The sequence below is a fragment of the Candidatus Spongiisocius sp. genome (assembly GCF_965221825.1).
Classification (GTDB): Bacteria; Actinomycetota; Acidimicrobiia; order Spongiisociales; family Spongiisociaceae; genus Spongiisocius.
Map to the genome: position 1 here is coordinate 1,250,131 of NZ_OZ244917.1, position 24,776 is coordinate 1,274,906.

A 24,776-nucleotide genomic window follows, 5' to 3' on the forward strand; every position below is an offset into this window, starting at 1 on the left:
CCGAAGGGGCGGGCGGCGCCGTCATCCTCCACCATCAGGATTCAGGCCCTCGCTCCGAGCCGGTTCCGAAGGAGGACTCACCAGCGGCCCCGAACGTACCCTTCCGCACCGACGGGCATTTCCGTGTACGCGCGTTCACAGGTCGGAGCTACGAGGATCTCACGTGGAACTATCCTGGTCGGTTTAGCGATTACCGTAGAGTCCGCAAAACATGCGGTGTGGGTACGGAATCCCATACACGCCGATTCGCCGGAGAGCGAGCATGCGAGATGAGGTCCGGGTAGCGATCGTCGGCGGCGGCGCCATGGGCGTCGGCCTCCTCTACTTCCTTGCCCACGAAGGCTGGACCGACACGATCCTGATCGAGAAGGACGAACTCACCTCCGGGTCCACCTGGCACGCGGCCGGGCTGATCCCCCACTTCATCGGCGACCTCAACGTCGCCAAGGTCCACCGGGACACCGCCGACCTCTACAAGGTGATCGAAGAGGAAACCGGCATGCATTCGGGCTGGCACGGGTGCGGAGCGGTGCGGTTGGCCCGGTACGACAACGAGGTCGACTGGTTCTACTACGTCAAGGGCATGCTCCAGTCGATCGGGGTCGAGTGCCACCTCCTCGGGCCGTCGGAGATCACCGAGGTGGCGCCCCTTCTGGACGTCGAGCCGGACATCAAGCTGGGTTTATGGACACCCGGCGACGGCTGGACCGATCCCTCCGCCGCCACCAACACCATGGCGCTCGGAGCTCGTCAACTGGGCGCTGAAATCAGCCGCAAGAACCGCGTGACCGACATGAGCCTGCTACCCGACGGGCGCTGGGAGGTCATCACCGAGAAGGGCCGGATCGTGGCCGAGCATGTGGTCAACGCGGCCGGCTCCTACACCCCACAACTCGGAGAGATGGTGGGTCTCGAGGTGCCCATCGAGTCGGTGATCCACCAGTACCTGGTCACCGAGCGGATCGAAGAGGTGGCCGCCCTGGAGACCGAGCACCCGGTGGTGCGCGATCCCCGGGCTTCCTGCTACTACCGCCAGGAACACGACGGGCTCATCATCGGACCCTACGAGCGGGCCGAAGCAAAGGAGTACGGGGTCGGGGGGATCGACTGGAATCTGACCTTCCATCTCACCCCGGTGGAGCTGGACCGGTTGCTCCCGTGGCTGGATCTCGCCGCCCAGCGACTCCCCTGCTTCGCCGGCGCAGGCATCAAACAGGTCGTATCGGGACCGATCACGCACACTCCCGACGCCGGCTACCTGATGGGACCGGCGCCCGGACTGCCCAACTACTGGTACTGCGCGGGCGCCTCGATCGGTATCACGCAGGGTCCCGGGGCCGGCAAGTACCTGGCCCAGTGGATGGTCCACGGCCAGACCGAGATCAACGTGGCCAACATGGATCCCCGCCGCTTCGGCCCGTACGCCCCCGGCCGCTACACCCATGAACGCTCGATCGACGAGTTCCACGAGATGTACCAGGTGCGGATGCCCAACGAGTACCGGGACGCAGGGCGCCCGATGAAGAAGACCCCTCTCTACGACATCCTGGACGCCAAGGGCGCCCGGTGGCAGGAGGTGTGGGGTTGGGAGCGGGCCATGTACTTCTCCCCCGACCCGGAGGTGTACTCGTTCCGCCGCTCCTCCGCCCATGACGAGGTGGGCGCCGAGGTGAGGGCCATCCGGGGCGGGGTCGGGATCGCGGACCTCACCGCCTTCGCCAAGTTCGAGGTGACCGGACCGGACGCGGCGGCCCTGCTGGACCGCCTGTCGGCCAACCGGCTGCCCGCCCGGGACGGCGGGATCAGGCTGGTCCACATGCTGACCACGCTGGGAGGCATAGAGTCGGAGATGACCATCACGCGCCTGGGGCCGGAGCGCTTCTATCTCAACTCGGCAATCACGGCCCAGTGGCACGACTTCGACTGGCTCACCTCCCACATCCGGGACGGCGAGCAGGTGACGGTGACCGACGTCACCGACCGGACCGGCATCCTGGCGGTGACCGGACCCCGTTCCCGGGAGGTCCTGGCCGGCCTGACCGGCGCCGACATCTCCAACCGGAGCTTTCCCTGGCTCACGGGCCAGGAGATCGAGGTGGCCGGCGCCCCCTGCGTCGCCCTGCGCGTGTCCTACGTAGGAGAGCTGGGCTGGGAGCTGCATATGCCCCTGAACCGCATGGTGGAGGCGTACGAGGCCATCCACGAAGCCGGCGTGTCGCACGGGATCGTCGATTTCGGCAGCCGAGCGATGAACGTCATGCGGCTCGAGAAGGCCTACAAGGCGCACGGCTCGGAGCTGACCACCGAGATCACCCCGGTCGAGGCCCGTCTCGGTCGCTTCGTCGACTACGGCAAGGACTTCCAGGGCAAGGACGCCACCGTCGCCAGGCGCGACCAGGCCGAGCCGCTCAGCATGGTCCTCGTGTACGCGGAACTGGACGACGGCGACGCCGACTGCCTGGGCAACGAGCCGACCTACGACGGCGACCGCATCATGGGGATCACCACCAGCGGGGCCTGGGCCCACTCGGTCGGCCGCAGCATCCTCTTCGCCTACGTGGCGCCCGAGTTCGAAGCCCCCGGATCGACCTTCGAGGTGGGGGTCATGAACCGCCGCCGGACCGCCACGGTGCTGGCCGAAGCGGTGTGGGATCCCCGCAGCGAGCGGTTGCGAGCCTGAAGTGGCCCGTCGCAGGCGCGCAGGAGGACGGGCCGCCCGGGTGGCGGCGCGCCGGGCCGGCCCCACCGAGGAAGAACGGGCGGTACGGCCCGGCCAGAGCGGCGGCGCCTACCGGCCGCTGACCGAGTCCGACATGGAGCGGGTATACGAAGCCGCCCTCGAGTTGGTCGAAGAGGTGGGCATGGGCGATCCGATACCCGAGTTCATCGAGGCCGTCACCGGCGCAGGCGGCCACCTGGATGAGGACAACCGGCTGCACTACCCCCGCTCGTTGGTGAAGCGGATCGTCGAGGAGGTCGCCGCCAAGGAGTGGGTGTGGCACGGGATCGACGAGGACAAGAGCATCGAGCTTTCGGGCAACAAGGTCCACTACGGGACCGCCGGCGCTGCCGTGCTCATGCTCGACTACCACGACCGGACCTTCCGTCCCAGCACCACCGCCGACCTCTACGACGCCTCCCGCCTCAACAACACGCTCGAGCACATCCACTTCTTCCTACGCACCATGGTGACCCGGGACCTGGAGACCTCCCGGGAGGTCGATATCAACACCGCCTACGCCACCATGATGGGAACCGACAAACCGCAGGGCACCTCCTTCTTCCGCCCGGAGCACGTCTACGAGGTGGTGGAGATGTACGACCACGTGCTGGGCGGGGAGGGAGAGTTCCGGCGGCGTCCCTTCGTCTGCGCCAACAACACCTTCGTGGTGCCACCGCTGCGCTTCGCCTACGAGTCGACCGAGGCCATGGTCGCCCAGATCGAGACTGGAATGCCGATCAACCTGCTCTCGGCCGGCCAGGCCGGAGCTACCTCGCCGGCCGCTCTCGGCGGTTCGCTGGTCCAGGCACTGGCCGAGTGCCTGGCCGGGCTGACCAGCGTGAACCTGATCTCTCCCGGCCATCCCTGCGTGATGGGGCTGTGGCCGTTCGTGTCGGACCTGCGAACCGGCGCCATGAGTGGCGGGTCAGGCGAGGAGGCGGTGCTGAACGCCGCCGCGGCGCAGATGGCCAACTGGCTCGGCCTGCCGTCCGGGGTGGCGGCGGGCATGGCCGATTCCAAGCTACCGGACAACCAAGCGGGGTATGAGAAGGGCATAACCACCGTCCTGGCCGGACAGGCCGGGGCCAACCTGGTCTACGAGTCTGCGGGGATGCTGGGATCCCTGCTCGCCTTCTCCCTCGAAGCCCTGGTGATCGACAACGACATGTTGGGGGCCGCCAACCGCACGATCCGGGGCGTCGACATCGACGATTCCACCCTGTCCCTCGACGTGATCCGCGAGACCATCTCCGGACCGGGACACTTCCTGGGGAGCGATCAGACCCTCCACCTGATGCAACGCGAGTACGTGTACCCCGTGATCGGCGACCGCAACAGCCCAGACGACTGGCGGGAGCTCGGCGCCAAGAACGCGGCGGAACGGGCCCACGAGCACGTCAGGGAAGTCATGCGCACCCACTTCCCCGGGCACATCTCCCGGGCCCAGGATGAGCGGATCCGCTCTCGCCTGCCGATCGCCCTCCCCGTCGAAGAGGTAACCGGCCAAGGCACCCGCTGGTAGTCCCTCCCGGCCGGGAACATCCGGCACCACCCCTCTGTTGGAGAGACAGGACATGACCCGTGAATCATGGCCCCACACAGGCCATGACGAGTAATCCATGAGCCATGGCGGCGCCAGGCCGCGGAAGTCCGATCTGAGCCCGGGTCTCTACCTGATCCTGGGTCTGGTCGCCTCCCTGGGTCCGATCTCCATAGATACGTATCTCCCGGCGCTACCCGAGATCGCCTCGTCGCTGGGCGCGTCCGACGGGATGACGCAGATGTCGGTCACCGCGTTCCTGCTCGGGCTCGTGCTGGGGCCGGTCGTCTTCGGCCCGATCTCGGACGCGATAGGCCGGCGCAGGCTGATCCTCGGTTCCCTGGTCTTCTACTCGCTGGTGAGCCTGTCCATCGCGACGGCCGGCTCGATCGAGATGCTGATCGGCCTGCGGCTGGCTCAGGCGGCCTGTGGCGGAACGGCGATAGCGCTCGCTCGCAGCATGTTCCGCGACCTTCTCTCGGGCGACGCCCTGGCGCGGGCCATGTCCATACTGACCATGATCATCCTCGGCGCGCCGATCATCGCACCTTTCCTGGGCGCGATGCTCCTTCTGGCGTGGGGGTGGCGGGCCATCTTCGTGGTGCTGGGCATCATCGGCGGCCTGGTCTTCATCGCCGCCTGGCGACGGCTGCCCGAGACCCTGGCACCCGAGCACCGCCGCCCGCTCGACCTGGCCAACGTCCTGCGCGGTTACGTGTCGATCACCCGGTCGCGAGTCGCGGTCTTCTATGCGATCGCCGGCGGCGCCGCGGCGGGCGTTCTGTTCGCCTACCTGGCCGCCGCCCCGTTCATATTCATCGACTACTACGGCTTGGAGGAGCAGTGGTTCGGCGTGCTGTTCGGCATCGGCATCGTGGGCGCCTGGATCTCCCAGATGATCAACATCAGGTACGTGATGATGGTCGGTTACCGGCGAATCGTCCTGGTCGGCGCCGTCTGCATGGCGGCGCTCTCGGTGCTGCTCTGGTGGGTGACCTGGACCGACCTGTGGGCCCTGGCCGGGGTGGTGTCGGTGTCGGTGATCGTGCTGTCAATGGTCCACCTGGTGACGCCGGGCACCCAGGCCGGGGTCCTGGACGAGTTTCCGCCCGACCTGGCGGGTAGCGCGTCAGCGTTTTCCACCCTCACTCGCTTCACCATGGGCGCCGCCGGGAGCGCCATGGTGGGGCTGTTCAACGACGGCACTCCCAAGGCCTTCGGGCTGGTCGTGCTGGCCTCCTCGGCGATCGCCCTTATCGCCGCCGCCCTCGCCCGCCCGTCGAAGACCGGCCGGCCGATGTAACCCGATGACTCCCAGCGATCGCATTCGCAGATTGCTGCCGGCCTTGGGCGCGGCATTGCTGCTGGCCGGGTGCGGGGTCCGGGAACCGCCGGCAGCACAGCAATCCTCGCTACCGCCGTCCACGCGGGCGGCCGTTGCCGATCGGATCGAGGTTCCGTGCGACGACACGATCACCGAATTCTCTCCTCCGGGACCGGACCTGAATACCGTTGATCCTGAATTCGACATCGTCGGCGGGGTAATCGCTCTACGCACCGCCAAGACGGCCGGGTATGTGGCTCAATTGAGTGCGCACGGCCTCTATGACGACCCTACGCTCCGCCTGGCGGCCAAGACGCCACTGCTCGTCCGGCGTGGCACCACGTTCGAGCTTCGGGTTCCCGATGATCTCCATGATCGGGTCGCCCTCGATTACAGCCGTTCCGGTCCCTCGCTTCGAACCGCATTCGGGCCTTGCGACTCCGAGACGGAGTGGCTGCTCTTCACCGGCTACGTGTGGGTGGCAGACCCGGAGTGCATCAGCCTGGAGGTCGTCTTACCGGACTCCACGGTCGAGGCTCCCCAGCTGGGTCTCTGCGCGCCCTGCCCGGACGACCTCGGCCCCGAGGCGACCCCAGACACCTGACCGGAAGGCCTTGAGGCACTGGACGGTTCCAAGCTGCCACTGACGACTTCGTGACCGTCTAGAACCCGACGACCGCCACCACTCCGAGACTTCGTCGGGTTGCCGGCTCCGGTCAGGGGCTGATCGCCTGCTGGAGCGCCTCGAGGGCGCGTTCGGAGTGGAGGCGCATGTTCAGCTCGGAGCGCACGGTCCGCAGCACCGTACCGTCGCGGTCGATCACGAACGTGCGCCGCTTGTCCGGGAGGAAACGCCCCCGTGACACACCGAAGCTGCGGGCGATGGCACGGCTCGGGTCGGAGAGCAGTGCGAAACCCAGGGAATTGGCGTCATCGAACTCGAGTTGCCGATCAACCTGATCGGCGCTGATTCCCACGATGCTGGCGCCGAGTTCGGCGAACTCTTCCGACAGGTCGCGGAAATAACAGCTCTGGCGCGTTCAACCCGGGGTCATCGCCTTCGAGTAGAAATACACCACCACGGGACCCGAGTCGAGCAGGTCCCGCAAGGCCAGCGTGTTGCCATGCTGGTCCAGCGCCTCGAAGTCAGGCACCCTATCTCCTACCTTCACCACTGTCCTCCCTCGGGCCGCTGCCGGGAACCATTATGGCCTTCCGGTTGCCGCATCCGACCAAGCCCTTCCGGCGTCTTGTGGATCACCGAACGGCCCGGCAAGCCGGTCAGGTCATCGGCCCCGCGCCATAGGTCCGGGCCGGGTCGTATCATCCGGAACAGCCTGCCGCTAAACGGCCTACCCTGCTGGGTCCGGGGATAGCCGGCCTACCGGCCGGACTTGGGTAGATCGGCGAGAGAAGGAGTGCCGGCATGAGTGGTGTGATAGTCACGTGTGCGGTGACGGGCTCCTCCCACACGCCCACCATGAACAGCGACATTCCGGTGACCGTGGAGGACCATGTCCGCCAGTCGGTCGATGCCGCCGGGGAGGGCGCCGCCGTCATCCACCTCCATGCCCGGGATCCGAACGATGGACGACCTATCTCCGACCCGGGAGTGTTCAGGGAGTACTGCTCCGGGATCAAGGCGGAGAGCAACGCCGTGATCTCGATCACCACCGGGGGCGCCACCGGCCAGACCATCGAGGAGCGCCTGCGGGTGATCGAGGTCCTCAAGCCGGAACTCGCCACCTGCAACCTGGGCACCATGAACTACGGGCTCTTCCAGATGATTCCTCGCTACGAGGGCCGGTGGAAGTACGACTGGGAGGAGCCCTTTCTCGAGAGCACCAAGTGGGAGCCGTTCGTCAACACGTTCGGCGACATCGAGTACATGCTCACGGTGCTGGCCGAGAAGACCGGATGCCGCTTCGAGTTCGAGGCATACGACATCGGCCACCTCTACACCCTGGCCTATTTCGCGGACCGGGGCCTGATCGAGCCTCCGATCTTCGTGCAGTTCGTGATGGGCACGTTCGGGGGCATCGGGCCGGACATCGAGAACGTGGTGGCCATGAAGACGGTGGCCAACCGGCTGTTCGGACACGACCTCGAGTGGTCGATCCTGGGCGGAGGCCGGTTCCAGTTCGATATCGTCACCGCCGGCGCCACGCTGGGCGGGAACGTGCGGGTGGGCCTCGAGGACGGCATCTACCTCCGCAAGGGCAAGCTGGCCGAGTCCAACGCCGAGCAGGTCGCCAAGATCGTACGGATCCTGCGCGAACTGTCCCGCGAGCCCGCCGATCCGGCCGAGACCCGCGAGCGCCTGGCCCTCAAGGGGCTCGGTCAGGTCGCTTTCTAGCGCAGGATCATGGCGCCGGTCGAGGGGGCTTTCCCGCCGAAGACCTTCGGGATTGTCGGTACCGGCGTGATCGGCTCCGGCTGGGCCGTCAGGGCCCTGAGCCGGGGAATCGACGTGGTGGCCTGGGACCCGGCGCCCGGCACCGAGGACCGGCTGCGGCAGGCCATCAACCGGGCCTGGCCCTCGGTGCGGAGGCTGGGCCTGTACCCGGGCGCCGAGCCCGACCGGATCCGGTTCGCCGGCACTCCGGAGGAGGTGTGCAGCGCCGCCGACTTCATCCAGGAGTCGGCGCCCGAGGACGAGGATCTCAAATGCAAGCTCCTTGCCCGCCTGGACGCGGCCGCCCCGACCGACACGATCATCGCCTCCAGTTCCTCCGGGCTGCTCCCCACCCGGATCGCCTCCGACTGCGCCCACCCCGACCGGGTGGTGGTCGGCCATCCCTTCAACCCCGTCTACCTGCTCCCGCTCTGCGAGGTGGTGGGGGGCGCCCAAACCTCCGCCGGCGTTGTGGAACGGGCGGCCGCGGTATACGACTTCCTGGACATGTATCCCCTCATCGTCCGCCATGAAGTCCCCGGCTACCTGTCCGACCGCCTCCAGGAGGCCCTCTGGCGGGAGACACTCCACCTCGTCAACGAGGGCACCGCCACCACCGCGGAACTCGACGACGCCATCATCTACGGACCCGGCCTGCGCTGGGCCGGCATGGGCACCAACCTCACCTTCCACCTCGCCGGAGGGAGCGAGGGAATGCGGCACATGCTGGAACAGTTCGGCCCTGCCCTAGCTCTCCCCTGGAGCAAGCTGGAAGCGCCCGAGCTCACCGCCCATCTCATCGATTCCATGGTCGACGGAACCCGCCGGCAAGCCGCAGGGAGAAGCGTCGAAGAACTGGAGCAGTTGCGAGACGACTACCTCATCGCCGCCATGCGAGCGCTGCGTTCGGTGGGGCTGGGCGCCGGCGAGATCCTGGCCAGGCGGGAGGCTCGTCGCTACGGCGAGTCGTCCCGGACCTGGTCGGAGGGCGCCGAGGTCGCGGCGCCGCTGGAACTGTACCGTTGCGACGTGGAACCCGACTGGGTGGACTACAACCGGCACATGACCGAAGCCGCCTACCTCACAGCCTTCGGCTGGGCGACCGATGCGCTGTTCCGGTACATCGGCGACGATGAGGGCTACCGGGCCGCGGGCCACTCCTTCTACACCGTGGAGACCCATGTCAACTACCTGAGGGAGGTGGCGGGCGACGACTCCCTACGATTCACGACCCTGGTCGTCGGCGTTGACACCAAGCGACTCCACATCTATCACGAGATGTATGACGAGAGGACCGGAGACCTGGTGGCCACGACGGAGCAGATGCTGTTGCACATGGACACCGTGGCGGGCCGCCCCGCCCCGATCTACGGGCGACCCGCCCGGGCGCTGGGAGCCATCCGCCAAGCCCACGCCGGCCTGGACAAGCCCGGGTACATGGGCCGGGTGATGAGGACCAGGGAAACAAGCTGATGGACTTCGACCTAACCGCCGAGCAGCGTCTCATAATCGAGGTCGCCCGCGACTTCACCGAGAAAGAACTATTCCCCTACGAGGAGGAGGTGGAGCGCGCCGGCCGGGTCCGCCCGGAACTGGTCGACCGGATCAGGTCGCGTGCCATCGCGGCCGGCATCTACGCCGCCAACATGCCGGACGAGTACGGAGGGGCGGGACTGGACCCGCTCACGCTGGCGCTGGTCGAGCGGGAACTCGGGGCCGCCTCCTACGCCCTCCAGTACATCGTGGCTCGGCCTTCCAACATCCTGCAGGCCTGCCGGGGTGAGCAGATCGACCGGTACCTCCTCCCTACGGTTCGGGGAGACCGGGTGGAATGCCTGGCGATGAGCGAGCCCGACGCCGGCTCCGATCTGAGAGGCATGCGTTGCGCGGCAGTACAGGACGGCGACAGCTATCTCATCAACGGCACCAAGCACTTCATCAGCCATGCCGATCTAGCCGACTACGTCATCCTGTTCGCCGCCACCGGGGAGGAACCCGGCCCTCGAGGCCCCAGGAAGCTGATCACCGCCTTCCTGGTCGACATGGGAACTCCCGGATTCGAGGTCCGGCCCGGATACCGGGCGGTCTCCAACCGCGGTTACCACAACTTCGTCCTCCAGTTCGACGACTGCCGCGTGCCCACATCCGCCATCCTCGGTGAGGAGCACCAGGGCTTCCTGGTAGCCAACGAGTGGCTGGGATCGACCCGCCTCCAGGTCGCGGCGGTCTGCCTGGGAAGGGCCCGGCGCGCCATCGACCTGGCCACCAGATGGGCCGCCGAGCGCACCCAGTTCGGCCGCCAGATCGGCAAGTTCCAAGGGGTGTCGTTCAAGCTGGCCGACATGCGGACCCGCTACGAGGCCGCCGAGCTACTCACCCTCCGAGCGGCCTGGAAGGACGGGCAGGGTCGCATGACGGATACGGACGCGGCCATGGCCAAGCTGCATGCCAGCGAGATGTGCCAGTTCGTCACGGACGAGGCCATCCAGATCTTCGGAGGCATGGGTCTGATGGACGAGCTGCCGCTGGAACGACTGTGGCGGGACACCCGGGTGGACCGCATCTGGGACGGCACCTCCGAGATCCAGCGCCACATCATCTCCCGGGCCATGCTCCGACCCCTCGGCGGGTAGCCCGACGTGCCGGTTCGGGACCTGGGCCGCCTCCTGCGTCCCCGGACGGTGGCCGTGGTCGGGGGCGACCCGGCCGAGCGAGCCATCCGCCAGTCGGATCGGCTCGGTTTCGATGGCGAGATCTGGCCGGTCCACCCCACCCGATCGCACATGGCCGGACGACGGGTCCATCCGTCGCTCGACGACCTGCCGGGAGTGCCGGACGCCGCCTTCGTGGCCGTGAACCGCCGGCTCACGATCGAGGTGGTCCGGCAGCTGGCGGAGATGGGTTGCGGCGGGGCGGTGCTCTACGCCTCGGGATTCGCCGAGGCCGGCGAGAAGGGCGCCGAGCTCCAGGAACGGCTGGTCTGCGGGCACCGGATGCCGCTGATCGGACCCAACTGCTACGGGACCATCAACGCGGTGGTGGGCGCCGCCCTCTGGCCCGATGTCCAGGGCTGCCGGCGCGTGCGGAGCGGGCCGGCCCTGATCAGCCAATCGGGGAACATCTCCCTCAACCTCACCATGAACCGGCGAGGGATCGACTTCAGCTACGTGATCTCGCTGGGCAACCAGGCATCGGTGACCACCGAGGACTGTTTGGCGCATTTCGCGGCCCTCCCCGAGGTGACCGCGGTCGGCATCCACGCCGAGTCAATCGTCGATCCGGTCGCGTTCGGTCGGGCGGCGCTCGCCTGCCGCGACACCCGTACACCGGTGGTGGTGCTCAAGACCGGAAGGTCGAAGAAAGCGGAGCGCATCACCTCGTCGCACACCGCGGCGCTGGCCGCCCCGGCCGCCGCCTACGATGCCCTGTTCGAACGCTACGGAGTGGCTACGGCGGAGTCCGTACCGGACTTCATGACCACGCTGGGATTGCTGGACACGATCGGACCGATCCCGGGGAACCGGCTGGTCTCCCTCTCCTGCTCCGGAGGCGAGGCGGCCCTGGTGGCCGACCGGTCGGTCCATTATCCGGTGACGTTCCCCGCCTTCGGCCCGGAGCACCGGGACCGGATCGCGGCCACCTTGCCCCCACTCGTGACCATCACCAACCCGCTCGACTACCACACTTTCATCTGGGGTGACGAGCCGGCCCTGGAGCGATGCTTCACCGAGGTCGTGGCGGGACCGTTCGACGCCGCCATGCTGGTGATCGATTGGCCATCGGATGGCAACGACGACACGGATTGGTGGCCCACCCTGCGGGCCTTCGCCACCGCTTCCGACCGAGCGGGCCGGGCCGGCGTGGTGGTGAGCGGGCTACCGGAGAGCTTGCCCGGGAGGATCAGTGCGTTCGTAACCGAACAGGGCCTCGGCATAGCCCATTCGATCGACGAAGCCCTTGGAGGCCTCGCGGCGGCAGCCTCGTACGGGCGATGGATGGAGAGCCGGCGCCCACGCCTCCACCTGCAGGCGGGAGCGCCTGCAGGTCCCGTCCACAGCCTGGACGAGCCCACCGCGAAAGCGATCCTCGCCAGCGACGGCATCCGGGTACCGAGGGGCGCGGTCGTCGAAGGGCACCCGGAAGTCGGGCCTGCGGGACTCCCGGATAGCGTCGGGTTCCCGCTGGTGGCCAAGGCGGTGGGCCCGGCCCACAAGTCCCTATCCGGTGGGGTCGTCACCGGGATCGGGAACGCCGGCGAACTCGGGAGAGCCGTCCGGAGGCTCGGAGAGGGTGGCCGGCCGGTGCTGATCGAGGAACAGGTGACGGGAACGGTTGCCGAGCTGCTGGTGTCGGTGAGCCGCCGGCCCCCGATCGGCGTGGCGGTGACGCTGGGAACCGGAGGGACCCTGGTGGAGTGGTTGGCCGATACCACCACCCTGCTGGCGCCCGTCACCCGCGCCGAGTTGCGGCGGGCGCTGGGCCGCCTCCGTATCGGACGCCGGCTGGAGCACCGGGCAGGCGGCTCCGTCATCGACCCCGAACCGATCTACCGGGTCATCGACCGGGTCACCACCCTGGTAGCCACCCGCCCCGACATCGTCGAGGTGGAGGTCAACCCGCTGATCCTCACCGGAGACGGCGCCTGGGCGGCCGACGCCCTGATCTCCGTCACCCGCGGCGCAGGGCCGAACCCGTAAGGGGCCGGATCGCTCCGGCTCAGCCTTCCTCGTCCTGGGCGGCGAAGATGGACTCGTACCCGCCCGACCAGTCCGGCGGGATGAGGCACGGCCGGGGATCGTGGTGGGCCCACCGCGCCGGCTTCCCGCGTATCACCTTGCCGGTGTTGCGGGTCGGCTGCGGATGGGCCGTGTAGGGGAACGCATCGGCGGAGGCATAGGCGTTGAGAAGCAGGGGTCGGCCGCTCGGTCTGGCGGTGGGCGGCGAGCCGTGAACCGTACGGCAGTTGTGGGCCGTGATCGAGCCGGCCGGTCCGGTGAGGTATTCGACGCTTCCGACATCGAGGGTCGCGGCGTCTTCGGCGGACAGGCACCCGACCCAGCCTCCCTTTTCGTCGTACTGGTCGAACAGGGGACCGTCGTGGCTGCCCGGTAGCGCCATAAGGGGCCCATCGTCCATACCGGTGTCGGCCAGGTACGTACCGATCGTCAGCGGGCTGTAGTTGGTGTGCGGATAGAACTGTATGTCCTGATGCCACTTGACATCATCCGAGCCTGCATCCCACTTGAAGTTGAGCTTGGAATGGTGGAACACCACGTCCGGTCCGACCAGGTCGGCGGCGACATCGGCGATGAGCCCGGTGGCGAACTCCCAGTACGTCTCATGCAGGCGATCGGGCATCTTGATACGCCGGATCTTCGGCGAGTCCCGGCCGTGATCATCGGCCACGTCATAATCCTCGCCCGACTTGCTGACCGTTCGGCTCCGCTCCACGAAGAAGGCCGTAACCTCGTTGAGCCGGTCGATCCAGTCTTGGGAAATCAGCGATTCGGCGCCGACATACCCCCGCTCGAAGTACGATTCCCGCTGTTCCTGGGTCAGCACTCGCGGCGGCTCGGCCAGAATCTGTTCCGGCGTCATATCAGAATCCCCGGGAGGCTGCTCGCACGAATACGAGTATAGGTAATGGGGCTGGCGCAGGATTACCTCCTGCGGAAACAGTCCTTAATCTCCCGGTCGGTGGCTCGGAAGTGACGGCCGTCGAGCGTGGCGATTGCGGGGACAATACACTCCGATCATGACGAAAGAAGCCATCCGGGCCATCCGGCGGGAATCGACACTCGAGGTCGTCCTCGACCGGCCCAAGGCCAACGCCATCGACGCGGTGACCAGCCGGGAGCTGGGCACTGTCTTTGCCTCCTTCCGGGACGATCCCGACCTCCGGGTGGCCATCTTCACGGGCGCCGGCGAGCGGTTCTTCTCCGCCGGCTGGGATCTGGCCGCCGGGGCCGAGGGCGAGGCCTACGACAGCGATTTCGGCACGGGCGGGTTCGGCGGGTTTCCGGAGCTTCCCGGCCTCGACAAGCCCGTCATCGCCGCCGTCAACGGAATGGCGGTCGGAGGCGGCTTCGAACTGGTGATGTCGGCGGATCTGGTGGTCGCCGCGGAACACGCCACCTTCTTCCTGCCCGAGGCTTCGATCGGCTTGATTCCCGATGTCGGATCCGTCCGCCTGCCCAGATTGCTGCCCGCCCCGCTGGCCAACGAAGTGCTACTGGCGGGGCGGCAGTTGACCGCGGAGGAGGCCCATCGGTTCGGCCTGGTCAACAAGGTGGTGCCCGGAACGGAGCTCATGGACGCGACGCGCGACCTGGCCGCCCGCATCACCGCCAACGCCCCGCTGGCCGTGGCCGCCATTCTCGACATCGGCCGGCGGACCGGGCACCTACCGGTTGCCGGCGCGCTCCACACCCTGCGATCCGGGGCGGTCGGCGCCTACGGGAAGATGTTGGAGTCGGAGGACGCCCGGGAGGGCATCCGGGCATTCGCGGAGAAGCGCGACCCGGTCTGGAAAGGTCGGTGATGGCCGCCGGAGCACGCCGAGTCATCCGGCGGACACCGGTAGCCACCACCCGGTCGCGGCCTGGATAGACCTGCCCTTTTGCTACAATGCAGGCGGGTGCGGGAGGTTCCTCCAGGCACCGTCCCGGCCGGCCGATGGTGGTCCTTGATCCCCGCGGTGGCGTCACTTCTCACCCGAACCCGAGCCTTCACGAGGTGCATCCATGAGTTCGTCGGTCATGTCCGGCTCCGCTCCGCGACCCGATGGCACCGCCAGGACCATCCTCGGCTCGCGCGGCCTGCTCCTGGCCGTCCTCTTCGTGATGCTGGGGAACGGGATGATGAACCCCTTGCTCGGCATCAGAGCCGAGCTGGAGGGCTTCTCGACCACCGCCACCGGGACCATCCTGGCGTTCTACTACGTGGGGTTCCTGGCGGGTGCGTGGATAACGCGGCGCCTGGTGACGGACGTCGGTCACATCCGCGTGTACGCCGCGCTGGCGTCGCTGGCATCGACCTCAACCCTCATCTACATCCTCAACGCCTCCCCGGCCGTCTGGTCCCTGGCGCGGCTGATCAACGGATTTGCGATGAGCGGTCTGTTCATCGTGGGAGAGAGCTGGCTCAACGAGGCCGCCACCAACCGGACCCGGGGAAGGATGCTCGCCATCTACATGGTGGTGCTGATGGGAGGGCTGGCAGCGGGCCAGATGCTGATCGTCCTCGGTGATCCATCCGGGATCGCCCTGTTCATCGCGGCCTCGATACTTGTGTCGATCGCGGTGATCCCGATCACGCTGTCGACCTCCTCGGCCCCCACTCTGGTGCTTCCGGGCAAGCTTCCGGTCGCTCAGGTGTGGCACGCCGCGCCCCTGGGGATCTTCGCCGCCTTCAGCCAGGGAGTGGGGGTGGCGGCGTTGCTGACGCTGGGAGCGGTATACGGTGCGAGATCGGGTATGAGCGTGGAACGGATCGCCTTGTTCACTTCCGCCGCGGTGGTCGGAAGCGTGGTGCTCCAGCCTGCCATCGGCGAACTGTCCGACCGGCTGGGACGGAGGCGGTTGATCCTGGGCACAGGCTTCGTGTGCGCTGGCGCATGCCTAGCGATGGTCCATGCCAACCCGCTCGGCTGGTTGGCGATGACAATCTCCTTCCTGGTCGGCGGGTTGGCCCTGAGCATGTATCCGTTGGCGCTCAGCCATATCAACGACCGGGTTCCTCCCGGATCGGCCATCGGCGTGAGCACGGTCCTGTCGCTCGCCGGCGGAATCGGCGCCGTTATCGGTCCGGTCGCCGGTGCGCAGGTCATGGACGCCGCCGGACCGGCCGGCCTCTACTGGTTCGTCGGCGTCGTGTTCCTGGTCACGGCCATGTTCAGCCTCTTCCGGATCTTCACCCGGGAAGGCGTGCCTGCGGACCGGCGGCGACCCTTTGCCCTCATCCCGGCCAGAGCCGGCACGGTCATCGTCCAGATGGCCCGCCGGATGCGGCAGCCCGGCGAGAGAGCCGCCCGCGACCGTCCGGATGGGAACAGGCGAGCGGCCGGAGACATGAGTGCGCACGCACGGCAACTCGACGGTGCCCGCCGGAGCGGTCCATCGTCACCTAGCAGGCGCGAGCAGGACCGGAACCGCCGCGGCCCGGGTGAGAGTTCGGGGCGTTAGCCCTGGCAGCCCAGCAGGTTGTCGACCGCCGGCCGGATGCCGAGCCGGTAGCTCGACACCTCACCGCCATCGATGGCGAAGTAGATGCGGTAGTCGGCATCCGCCTCGTCGTTGGGAACGAAGGCCAGGGCCTGGCCCTCCGACACGGCTTCGTTGGCCTGCTGGATGTTGTTGGGGTAGACCTCGCGCACGCTGGCTTCCGAGGTCCCGATCCTGACCCCCGACCGGGTGGCGATGACGCTGGGGGCGTTGATCTCGACGCGGACGACCGCCCCGTCGACCACCATGAACGCCACGCCCGGAAGGCCGGCGCCGGCTGTCACGTAGTAACAGTTGTCGGTCGATGTCCGGCCGAAGTCCTGGGAGAGCGTCAACCCGGAAGCGACAGCGGCCTCCTCTACGGTCATCCCCAAAGTGACCGGCCCCAGGGCACGTAGCGTCACAACATCGTCGCTGGTCAACTCCGCAGTCCCCGTGGGCGGGGCCGCAGTGGTGGCCGTAGTCGTCGCAGCCACCTCTTCGGCCACGGTCACTGCCACTTCGGTGGTGGCCGTTCCCGAGTCCTCCATGTCATCGGAGGGAGTGGGGGCCTGGGCCGCGGTCGTGGCGACCAGGCTGGTGGTCGCGGTGACCTCTGCGGAGGTGTCCTGTGTGGTCTCGGCGGGAGTCTCATCGCCTCCGCCACACGCTGCCACGACCATGGCTATTGCTGCTACTAGTAACGCCCGCTTTTTCAAGACATCTCCTTCGCACAAACAGCAGACCCGATCTCTGTCGTTTTCGACATTGCGAAAACCCGCCGCCGCACCCGATTTTCGCGTTCTGGGCACCAGTACGCTACCAGCATAGGAGAACAAAACTCACCCTTTCTATGATTTCGCGGACTCGAAACCTCTGGTAGGGCCCGAGGACGCCTCGCGGCGAGCCGACGTAGGTCGGTTGACTACCCGCGATCCGGCGCTGTTGGCGCGCTCGCCCATCCGACCGTCAAACCCCGGCACTCACCGCTGAGGAGATCCCGCAGGTATCCCGCCTCCCTGCCATCGACGGTCAAATCCCACCGGAACTTGATAGCGATCCATGAGGCAATGTAGGCACATCTGTGATGGGGATTCGGGGGCATCCATTGCGCCGGGTCATCTGCGCCTTTCGCCGTGTTTATCCCGGCCGTTACCGCAGCCAGGCCGCCGGGGTCGTTGGCAAATGCCCGCCTGCGACCGGGATCCCACGCATGAGCTCCCGAATCCCATGCTTCCTGCAACGGCACCACATGGTCGATGTGTAAACCGGCCGGCGATCCTTCGACCCACGCATCGTCATACGGCGAGTACCAGACCCCGGAGACGATCCGGCATTCCGGACCGCCATCGACACGGAGGTCGGAATGTGCGTCCCTCAGAAGGACCTCCCGGCGGGTGTCACAGCCGTCCGCGTCCTCGTCCGTCCAATGAACGAACAGGTTCCGGTCATACCCGTTCCATCGTTCACCGGCAACCACCAACCGGTCGAGGAGATCGACCGCATGAACCTGCTCGCGGGTACTCCCTGTGGAGTGAACGGAAGCTGCGCGGGAGAGCGCGAACGCACTGTCCCCACCATCCCGGCCCGATCCGCCGCAGGCGGCCAGGAGGCTAACCAGAACGAGAGTTGGAAGAAGAAGATGGCGCCGATCAGGTCGCCGGCCGAAGAACGTGGGCGCTACTGGGATCGAACCAGTGACCTCTGCCGTGTGAAGGCAGCGCTCTCCCGCTGAGCTAAGCGCCCGGAGGCGGCAAGTGTAGCCGTGCCCGGTGGGTTCGCTGCGCCGGATCCGTGATGAATTGTCATTGCCCATAACGCCATCTATAACCCCTACCTATGACACGGACTGAGGGGGCGCCATCAGCCTGACGCTCCAGGAATTCGAGCGGATCGTCGATCAGGTCCTCGAAGAACTACCCGGAGACATCGCCGCCAAACTCGACAACCTGGTGGTGGTGGTCGAGGAACGGCCTCCGCCCGGCGAGGATCTCCTCGGCCTGTACGAAGGCATCTCGCTGGCCGATCGCGGTATGGATTATGCGGGCGCGCTACCCGATCGCATCACCATCTACATGGAAAGCCACATCGAGATGGAACTCGACCGGGTTGGCACCATCGAGGAGATCCGCCGGACCGTCCTGCACGAGATCGGGCATCATCTAGGTATAGACGATGCCCGACTGTCGGAACTGGGTTGGGTCTAGGTGCCGAGAATGGCTGGATAAACGAGGCCGAGTGCGCTGAGCCGGAGGTTGTTATCGCCGCCCGACGTCTCGGCAGTTCCTAGATGCGCCGTGTGCGCTTGATTCCCGCTTCCTTCAATACCTTGGCGGGCACTCCCACTTCACGCCAGGTGTGGTAGCTGATCTGGTTGCGGCCGGAATACGAAACCACCACGCCGATGAAGTCAGCCTCCAAGGCGTCAAAGTCGATCGAGGTGTCCACGTTCTTGAGCTTGTCCTCCGTGTCGAAACGCTTTTGAATCAGCTTGACGCGCCGCAGGAGGTTGTCTTCGTTGGCGATGTCATCTCGCAACCGTTCGATCTTCTGCTCCAGGACTTTGGCGCGCGCCGCGCCGCCGGGCTGACCGGCCTCCAAGGCCTTTAGATACCTCGTAACTTTGGCGGCTTCGCGCTTGCCCTTCGCGAGAGCTGCCTTGTGGTCTTCTCCCATCGGCATGAAAGACTCCCTTTCTTGGTTGGAATACTGTCCTGCCACATCCGATAGTAATCAAATTCCTATCGTCCGTGGTAATTGAAACTGCTGCAAATCAGGCATGGATCAATTTCACGCAGTAGCTTAACCGAAGCCTGCCGCTTACAAGACCGGAGAACCTAATCACCAAACCACCTATAAACCAGCAGGTAGATAGGACTTGGCCGGTGGGCGCTACAGGATTTGAACCTGTGACCTCTTCCGCGTCAAGGAAGCGCTCTTCCCCTGAGCTAAGCGCCCCGATTCTCATGTCATGCGAGGCGACGACCGGAATCGAACCGGTGTAGCAGCTTTTGCAGAGCTGTGCCTAACCACTCGGCCACGTCGCCGTATACCTACGCCGGCCGGCTCTGACCCGACCGGACCGGGCTGGGAGCGGAAGACGGGACTCGAACCCGCGACCTCAACCTTGGCAAGGTTGCGCTCTACCAGCTGAGCTACTTCCGCGTGCCTCCTTATTGTAGCGTCTGCCGGATCCCGAGTGGCTGCCGTTCGCCCCCGTACTCCCTTGGCGACCGCCTAACGCCCCGACGAACCGAATCCCTGCGCGCCACGCTCGGTCTCATCCAATCGATCAACCGGCCGTGGCGCCGGGAGCGCGACCGGTACGATCACCAGTTGGGCAATTCGGTCCCCGCGGGCGATACTGCATCGCTCCCGACCGTGATTGATCAGCACCACCCGGAGTTCCCCGCGATAGCCGGCATCTATGAGACCCGGGGAGTTGACCAGCCCTACCCCGTACCTGCGCGCCAGCCCGCTACGGGGGAGCACCAACCCCGCATGGCCTCCCGGTATGGCCACCGCAACTCCGGTATCGACCGTCGCGTACTCTCCCGGCTCCAGCCGGACGGGAAAGCGAGCATAAAGGTCAAGCCCCGCATCGGTCGGGTGGGCGCGTGTGGGCGAAGGTAGTTCCGAATCGATCTTGAGAACGTTAAGATGCACGTCTCACCAATCCCAGACAAGATGTAATCGGGGCTCTCGAAGCCGGGCGGAGTACGGCACGCAGGAGCACACCGCCCTTATGGTTACGCTAAGACCCGAGCATCCGCATCCGATCGTTTCCGCCCGGCCCGCGGCCAAGCCCGATGCCGCCACAGGCACCCGTTCGTCCTCCGACTCCGGTGCCTACCGCGGCCGGCACCTTGCCGGCCGCGGCTGGAGTACCTACGAGCCCGCCCATATGGATGCGAAGCGTAGCGGTCTGGTCCGGTTCCTTCCCTCATGGACGTATCGCTCGGTATGGGCGGTTCCCGCGGCCGACCCCAAGGTGTCCCAGGACGGACCGGCCGAGTTCCGGCCCTCGACATCCACGGACCGGTCGACTGCCCGACCGGGACGGGAACCCCGGGCCGAGTCCGGCAAGCCGGCCGCGCGGAGACAGGCAGTAGCCGGAGGGTCCCCATCCCCGGTAGCCGGACGGCGGCCCGGGTCCGTAGCCGCCTTTTCCGAGATTCCCGAGACACATCTCCTCCCGGCCGCCCCGGCCTCGGAAGGCTCGCCGCTGGCTTCCCTGCTCGGATTCGGCGAGGTCGAAACCTCCTTCGGCAATCGACCGGACGAACGGCGAGAGTCCTTCGAGCCGACCACGCCCGATGACGAGTACTGGGAACGGCTTCCCTCCCTCAGCTCCGTCACCGCCGAGATGAACGGTCCCCGCAGCACGGGCGACGCGGTCAAGGCCATGTGGGACGCCACCTCCGAATGGGACATGGACTCCAAGCTGCTCACGGATGATCTGTCCGAGACGGGGACCAGGGACCGTCGCGCCCTCTGGCGGATGCTGGTCATCGGGGCCGGGCTCGCCATCATGCTCACGCTTATCGGCGCCACTTACAAGACACTGACCGACATGCCGGTTCAGGCCGCCGCCGCACGCGAGGCCCAGTACACGCTATCGGCCCAGGAGCTGTTCGATACGCTCGGACCGGTCGCCAACTCGGTCTATGCCGACGGGCTGTCGAGCGACGCCGGGCTGTCGGCCCTGACCAGCCACCTCGGCGATCTCGACATCGCCGCCCGGCGCTCGGCTTCGCTGGCCGCGGAACCCTTGCCCAGCACGCCGATTCTCGGGAGGACGGCGGATATCAACGCCCTGGCAGAGCCGAGAGACCGGCTGGCTTCGGGCTCGGCGCAAGCCCTGAGCATCGGTAAGCAGATCGGCGATGCCATGGCCTACTCGCTCACGATGTCCCTCGCCTTCAACCTGCCCGAACTCCCTGAACAGGCCCCTCCGAGCCAGGTCGACGAGATCGCTCTCCAACTCAGCACCTCGATCGCCGAGACCGGCCTCCTGCTGGCCAGGCTTCCGGATGACCCCGTCTTCGAGGGCTTCCGCCAGAGGGCGTCGGAAACGGTGGCCTCGGTCGAGCAGATCCAGGCCGAGTACATAGCGGCCCTGAGGAGTGGTGACGCCACCCGAGCCGCTGATGTCAGGCACCGGCTGGGCGGAGCGATATCGGGCCTCCGCGAGGAGCTCCAGGCCCCCATCGGCGAGGTCAAGACCTGGGCGGTGAGCCGGCTCGATCAGGTGGCGGCCATCATCAGGCAGCTGTAGGAGGCCCCCGGGCGACCGGGTCGCATCACCGCTCGCAGTCGCTTCCCGGGAGCCGGTGCCGTCAGCCCGGAGACGGCGGTATCAGGACTCACTCCTGCCGTGCGACCAGGCCTGCGATCCTGACGGCGAGACGCTCCATGAAGAGGTCCGCTCTGCCGTCCAGGGCGATGGCGGCGTTCGGCTCGCGGCCCCAGGCGCCCCTGAAGTCCCCTACGGTCTCGCCTGCCGTCAACTCCCCGCCCGTCTCGATATCGACCGTGGTCTCCACGGTGCTCACAAGGGAAGGGTCCAGCGCGGCCGCGACAGCAAAGGGATCATGCACGAACGCCCCGTAGAACCCGTCGTAGCGGTGATGGAACTCCATGTAGAACCTGAGGGCGTCGGCGATGAAGGACATGAGCGGATGCGCATCGGAGATCAGCGGCTGCAGTGACTCCATCGATGTTCCCGCCCGTTCGGCCAGCCGAGCCACGTGATGCGGTAGGAGACGTGCTTGTTCGGTGACATCCAGCGGCATCACGAGCGGCAGGCTGCGAGCACCCCGGCCGGCGGCCGCGAACACCTCTTTGGCTGCTTCCGGGTCGACGTGCATGTTCCATTCGGTACGGGGAGCGGTGTTCCCGGCCACCGTGAAGCAACCCCCCATGATCACCAATCGCTTGAGCAGGTGGAGCAGGCGAGGCTCCCGGCGGAGGGCAACCGCGACGTTCGTCAGCGGACCGACCGCCACGAGGGTGATCTCTCCCGGATCCGAACGGGCGCGGTCGACGATCAGGTCGATCCCGGACCTCCCGCTGATCCGGTCCGGAGGGGCCGCAAGTGTTGCGTATCCGGTCCCGGTGGGTCCGTGGGTCTCCGGCGTGGTGACGAGCGGGCGCTCGATCGGTCCTGCGCATCCGGGCGCCACCTCCACCTCGGGGTGTCCGGCGAGGTCCAGGACGGCGGCCGTGTTGGCTGTGACCTCGCCGAGGGAGACGTTGCCGGCCACGCAGCTGACCCCCACGAGGCGGGCGTCGGCGGAGGCGACCGCGTAGAGGAGGGCGAGCGCGTCGTCGATCCCGGTGTCGACATCCAGCAGGATGGGTGTGGCCATCAGTTCCCTCTCCGTCCTGTCAGGGTCATAGCGACCGTAATAGCGGCGGGACAAGCTCCGAAGGCGGTGACCGCGATCCGGGCCGCGTCAGCACCCACGGCATCGACCAGCAGGCCGGTGATCGCCGATCCGGCGGCAATGCCGACACCGGCCGCTGCAGCGATCCACGAGAATGCCTCGGTTCGCCGCTCGGGCGGGGTGGTGGCGACAGCCAGCGAATTGACCTGGATCAGGTTCGGTGACGTTCCCAGGCCCGCGATCATCGCCGTAGCTGTGAACCACACGATGCCGTCACCGAGGCCGTACGGGAGCAGCACCGCCAGGAGCCAGACTGTTGCCTTACGGTGTTGGGACATGAGGTCGCCGGGTCCGATGCGGCCCATGAACAGCGCGGCCACGAAGCTGGCCCCGGCATTGAGGGGGAAGATCACCGCCGACCAGGCAGGATATCCGAGTTCGGCCGTGTAGGCGACGATCGTGATGGCGACGCCGCCCAGGACCATCCCCAGACCTCCCACCGAACTGAGCACGGCGAGATGGGTTGCTTTGACCCATTTCGTGACTCCCTGCCGTCTTGCCCGGCCACCCCGCGGTTCGCCCGGTAGCGATGTCACGCCGAGTGTGCCTACGACCGCCAGCGCCGTCGCGGCCACCAGGGATGCCGACGCCGTCACCCAGGCCGCCAAGACCGATACCGCCGAAGGACCGACGATGAAGTTGATCTCATCGCTCGCCGACTCCAGGGCCTGCCACCGCCGCATGTCGGAAGCCTCGGCCATCCGGGTCCAGCGGACCCGGGTCAGAGCGCCGATGTTGGGCGCCGTCAGCCCCGCAGCGACCGCCACCAGCACGATTATCCACGGCGCCGCCACCGCCCGGATCGCCACCAGCAGGCCCACGCCGCTACCTACGAACGCCGCCAGCAGGGCCCGCGCCGCGAGACGCTGGCCGTAGCGGTCCACGAGCCGTCCGCCGATGGGCTTCGCCACCGCTCCGGCGAGGCTGAAACCCGCCGAGGCCGAGCCCGCCAACCCGTACGATCCCGTGATCGCTTCCACTGCGAATACCAGGCCGACCGGGTACATGGAGTTGGGAAACCGGCCGACCAGCCCGAACCACAGCAGGGGCCGGGCCCCCGGTATGCGCATCACGGCCCGATAGCCGCCGGGGCCGGTTCGCCGGAGCAGCCAGGTCAGTACATCACCGTCCTGGTCAGGTGGTGCGGACGGAAGGTGGCGTGGTACTTAGACCAGAGGCGGAAATCGACCTGCGGGATCACGACCTGTAGGTCCGCGGGTCTGAGAGCGTTGACTGCGTCCGTCAACAGGGCGGTGGCATACAGGGTGTGGGCCCGGATCTCGATCTCCTCATCACTGTCACGCTCGATCATGACACCCTCGGCGATGCGGTTTGACAGGTCGGGGGTGTACTCGAAGATCCCCATCACCTCCAGGGCCACCGGAACGATGTAGTCGGCGAAGGCGGTCATCATCGACAGATCCCGGAGGCTCCATTCGCCGGAGTCGTGCAGTGCCATGTGCAGGGTCCATAGACCCAGTTGGGCGAGCTTGAGGATGTGAACGTCCGCTCCGTGGTAGGTGCTGGTGTCATCGAACCGGGGGAACTCGGCTATGAGCCGTTCCATGAGGCCGTCGCCTTCCGCATACATCGCCGGGGCGCAGCTGCGGACGAAACGGTGGAACCGGCCCTCGTATCGATCCACCAGAACCGCCCCGGCTTCGTTGAGGATCTCGCTGCGCTCGTCGAGCATCGGCATCTCGATGTTGCCCCGGAAGATGTCATCGAGATCATCTCTCGTGACCGACGCCAGGTACTGGCCTTCGAGCAGCGGGACGCCGTTCGAGAGGGCCTGATGGAGGCAGGCGAACATTCCGAGGCTGTCCGACCAGGTCTGCCCCTTGTAGTCGGCTTCGAACATGCGTCCGGTGTCGAAGTCGGTGAAGGCGAAGTTCAGGGTTGCCACCAGCATGGTCACGTCGATGATGTCGTCAGGATTCGAGCCCACGTCGAACTCGCCCGCCGCCCCACCGCGGGGAAAGGCGAACTCTTCGTAAGCCAACCAGCCGGCAGTGCGTTCCACCGCGTCTCGCGAGGTCCGTACGTGCCGGGAGCGTTCGACGACGCCCAGCACCGATCGGAGAACCGGGCCATCCCAATATGTAGCGTTCACTCTGCTCCTTTCAGACGGACAACTAGGGCGTG

At 66.9% G+C, this 24,776-nt stretch carries 21 protein-coding genes and 4 tRNA genes; 12 read left to right on the forward strand and 13 right to left on the reverse strand.

Features of this window, described 5'->3' with window-relative positions; all coding sequences use genetic code 11:
* Positions 1–262 precede the first annotated feature (262 nt).
* The 4 genes from ACOQPD_RS05850 (at position 263) to ACOQPD_RS05865 (ending at position 6,190) form a co-directional block, all read left to right on the forward strand.
* The gene (locus tag ACOQPD_RS05850; protein WP_420613967.1) at positions 263–2,680 is read left to right on the forward strand and encodes an FAD-dependent oxidoreductase; all 2,418 of its coding nucleotides are present in this window, start codon (positions 263–265) and stop codon (positions 2,678–2,680) included.
* A 1-nt stretch (position 2,681) separates the two neighbouring features.
* Positions 2,682–4,244: a trimethylamine methyltransferase family protein gene (locus ACOQPD_RS05855; RefSeq protein ID WP_420613968.1), complete on the forward strand. Its 1,563-nt coding sequence runs from the start codon at positions 2,682–2,684 to the stop codon at positions 4,242–4,244.
* A gap of 97 nt (positions 4,245–4,341) precedes the next feature.
* Positions 4,342–5,565, forward strand: coding sequence for a multidrug effflux MFS transporter (locus tag ACOQPD_RS05860; RefSeq protein ID WP_420613969.1), 1,224 nt, complete (start codon positions 4,342–4,344; stop codon positions 5,563–5,565).
* 4 nt (positions 5,566–5,569) lie between these two features.
* Entirely contained in the window at positions 5,570–6,190 is a 621-nt protein-coding gene (locus tag ACOQPD_RS05865; RefSeq protein WP_420613970.1) for a hypothetical protein, read from the forward strand.
* A 112-nt stretch (positions 6,191–6,302) separates the two neighbouring features.
* Here ACOQPD_RS05865 and ACOQPD_RS05870 read toward each other — a convergent pair whose 3' ends face one another.
* On the reverse strand, positions 6,303–6,761 hold the full coding sequence (locus tag ACOQPD_RS05870) for a peroxiredoxin (protein ID WP_420613971.1): 459 nt from the start codon (positions 6,759–6,761) through the stop codon (positions 6,303–6,305).
* Positions 6,762–7,012: 251 nt separating this feature from the next.
* Here ACOQPD_RS05870 and ACOQPD_RS05875 point away from each other — a divergent pair, with 251 nt between their 5' ends.
* The 4 genes from ACOQPD_RS05875 to ACOQPD_RS05890 are packed head-to-tail and all read left to right on the forward strand — an operon-like array spanning position 7,013 to position 12,678.
* Entirely contained in the window at positions 7,013–7,942 is a 930-nt protein-coding gene (locus ACOQPD_RS05875; RefSeq protein ID WP_420613972.1) for a 3-keto-5-aminohexanoate cleavage protein, read from the forward strand.
* Positions 7,943–7,951: 9 nt separating this feature from the next.
* A complete protein-coding gene (locus ACOQPD_RS05880) occupies positions 7,952–9,454 on the forward strand; it encodes an L-carnitine dehydrogenase (RefSeq protein ID WP_420613973.1) in 1,503 nt (500 codons plus the stop codon).
* Positions 9,454–10,614 carry an acyl-CoA dehydrogenase family protein gene (locus tag ACOQPD_RS05885; RefSeq protein ID WP_420613974.1) on the forward strand — a complete coding sequence of 387 codons (1,161 nt, stop codon included), beginning with the start codon at positions 9,454–9,456 and terminating at the stop codon, positions 10,612–10,614. The genes ACOQPD_RS05880 and ACOQPD_RS05885 overlap by 1 nt, the downstream gene beginning before the upstream one ends.
* 6 nt (positions 10,615–10,620) lie before the next feature.
* Positions 10,621–12,678: an acetate--CoA ligase family protein gene (locus tag ACOQPD_RS05890; RefSeq protein ID WP_420613975.1), complete on the forward strand. Its 2,058-nt coding sequence runs from the start codon at positions 10,621–10,623 to the stop codon at positions 12,676–12,678.
* A 19-nt stretch (positions 12,679–12,697) separates the two neighbouring features.
* Here ACOQPD_RS05890 and ACOQPD_RS05895 read toward each other — a convergent pair whose 3' ends face one another.
* Entirely contained in the window at positions 12,698–13,579 is an 882-nt protein-coding gene (locus ACOQPD_RS05895) for a phytanoyl-CoA dioxygenase family protein (RefSeq protein ID WP_420613976.1), read from the reverse strand.
* A gap of 157 nt (positions 13,580–13,736) precedes the next feature.
* Here ACOQPD_RS05895 and ACOQPD_RS05900 point away from each other — a divergent pair, with 157 nt between their 5' ends.
* A complete protein-coding gene (locus tag ACOQPD_RS05900) occupies positions 13,737–14,522 on the forward strand; it encodes an enoyl-CoA hydratase-related protein (RefSeq protein ID WP_420613977.1) in 786 nt (261 codons plus the stop codon).
* A 202-nt stretch (positions 14,523–14,724) separates the two neighbouring features.
* On the forward strand, positions 14,725–16,164 hold the full coding sequence (locus ACOQPD_RS05905; protein WP_420613978.1) for an MFS transporter: 1,440 nt from the start codon (positions 14,725–14,727) through the stop codon (positions 16,162–16,164).
* Here ACOQPD_RS05905 and ACOQPD_RS05910 read toward each other — a convergent pair.
* The 3 genes from ACOQPD_RS05910 to ACOQPD_RS05920 form a co-directional block, all read right to left on the reverse strand.
* Complete coding sequence (locus ACOQPD_RS05910) at positions 16,161–16,901, reverse strand: hypothetical protein (RefSeq protein ID WP_420613979.1); 741 nt, start codon at positions 16,899–16,901, stop codon at positions 16,161–16,163. The genes ACOQPD_RS05905 and ACOQPD_RS05910 overlap by 4 nt on opposite strands.
* A gap of 206 nt (positions 16,902–17,107) precedes the next feature.
* Positions 17,108–17,662: an HNH endonuclease family protein gene (locus tag ACOQPD_RS05915; RefSeq protein ID WP_420614353.1), complete on the reverse strand. Its 555-nt coding sequence runs from the start codon at positions 17,660–17,662 to the stop codon at positions 17,108–17,110.
* Between the two features lie 194 nt (positions 17,663–17,856).
* Positions 17,857–17,928, reverse strand: a tRNA-Val gene (locus ACOQPD_RS05920).
* A 206-nt stretch (positions 17,929–18,134) separates the two neighbouring features.
* Between ACOQPD_RS05920 and ACOQPD_RS05925 the strand changes: the two genes are divergently transcribed.
* Positions 18,135–18,389: a metallopeptidase family protein gene (locus ACOQPD_RS05925; RefSeq protein WP_420613980.1), complete on the forward strand. Its 255-nt coding sequence runs from the start codon at positions 18,135–18,137 to the stop codon at positions 18,387–18,389.
* Positions 18,390–18,468: 79 nt separating this feature from the next.
* Here ACOQPD_RS05925 and ACOQPD_RS05930 read toward each other — a convergent pair whose 3' ends face one another.
* The 5 genes from ACOQPD_RS05930 to dut all read right to left on the reverse strand — a co-directional run bounded on the left by ACOQPD_RS05930 (position 18,469) and on the right by dut (position 19,848).
* A complete protein-coding gene (locus tag ACOQPD_RS05930; RefSeq protein WP_420613981.1) occupies positions 18,469–18,858 on the reverse strand; it encodes a hypothetical protein in 390 nt (129 codons plus the stop codon).
* 210 nt (positions 18,859–19,068) lie between these two features.
* A tRNA-Val gene (locus ACOQPD_RS05935) sits at positions 19,069–19,140 on the reverse strand.
* 18 nt (positions 19,141–19,158) lie between these two features.
* Positions 19,159–19,229, reverse strand: a tRNA-Cys gene (locus tag ACOQPD_RS05940).
* A 45-nt stretch (positions 19,230–19,274) separates the two neighbouring features.
* Positions 19,275–19,347 (reverse strand) — tRNA-Gly (locus tag ACOQPD_RS05945).
* A 72-nt stretch (positions 19,348–19,419) separates the two neighbouring features.
* Complete coding sequence (dut, locus tag ACOQPD_RS05950) at positions 19,420–19,848, reverse strand: dUTP diphosphatase (RefSeq protein WP_420613982.1); 429 nt, start codon at positions 19,846–19,848, stop codon at positions 19,420–19,422.
* Between the two features lie 79 nt (positions 19,849–19,927).
* On the opposite strand from dut, the gene ACOQPD_RS05955 reads away from it, so the two are divergent.
* Positions 19,928–21,460 (forward strand): hypothetical protein, encoded by a 1,533-nt coding sequence (locus tag ACOQPD_RS05955; protein WP_420613983.1) that lies wholly within the window; start codon positions 19,928–19,930, stop codon positions 21,458–21,460.
* Positions 21,461–21,548: 88 nt separating this feature from the next.
* Here the strand turns inward: ACOQPD_RS05955 and ACOQPD_RS05960 are convergent, their stop codons facing one another.
* Genes ACOQPD_RS05960 through ACOQPD_RS05970 form a run of 3 tightly spaced genes read right to left on the reverse strand, consistent with a single transcriptional unit; the run spans position 21,549 to position 24,744 of the window.
* Complete coding sequence (locus ACOQPD_RS05960) at positions 21,549–22,553, reverse strand: nucleoside hydrolase (RefSeq protein WP_420613984.1); 1,005 nt, start codon at positions 22,551–22,553, stop codon at positions 21,549–21,551.
* The gene (locus ACOQPD_RS05965; protein WP_420614354.1) at positions 22,553–23,701 is read right to left on the reverse strand and encodes an MFS transporter; all 1,149 of its coding nucleotides are present in this window, start codon (positions 23,699–23,701) and stop codon (positions 22,553–22,555) included. The genes ACOQPD_RS05960 and ACOQPD_RS05965 overlap by 1 nt, the downstream gene beginning before the upstream one ends.
* Before the next feature lie 44 nt (positions 23,702–23,745).
* On the reverse strand, positions 23,746–24,744 hold the full coding sequence (locus ACOQPD_RS05970) for a queuosine salvage family protein (RefSeq protein ID WP_420613985.1): 999 nt from the start codon (positions 24,742–24,744) through the stop codon (positions 23,746–23,748).
* Positions 24,745–24,776 lie beyond the last annotated feature (32 nt).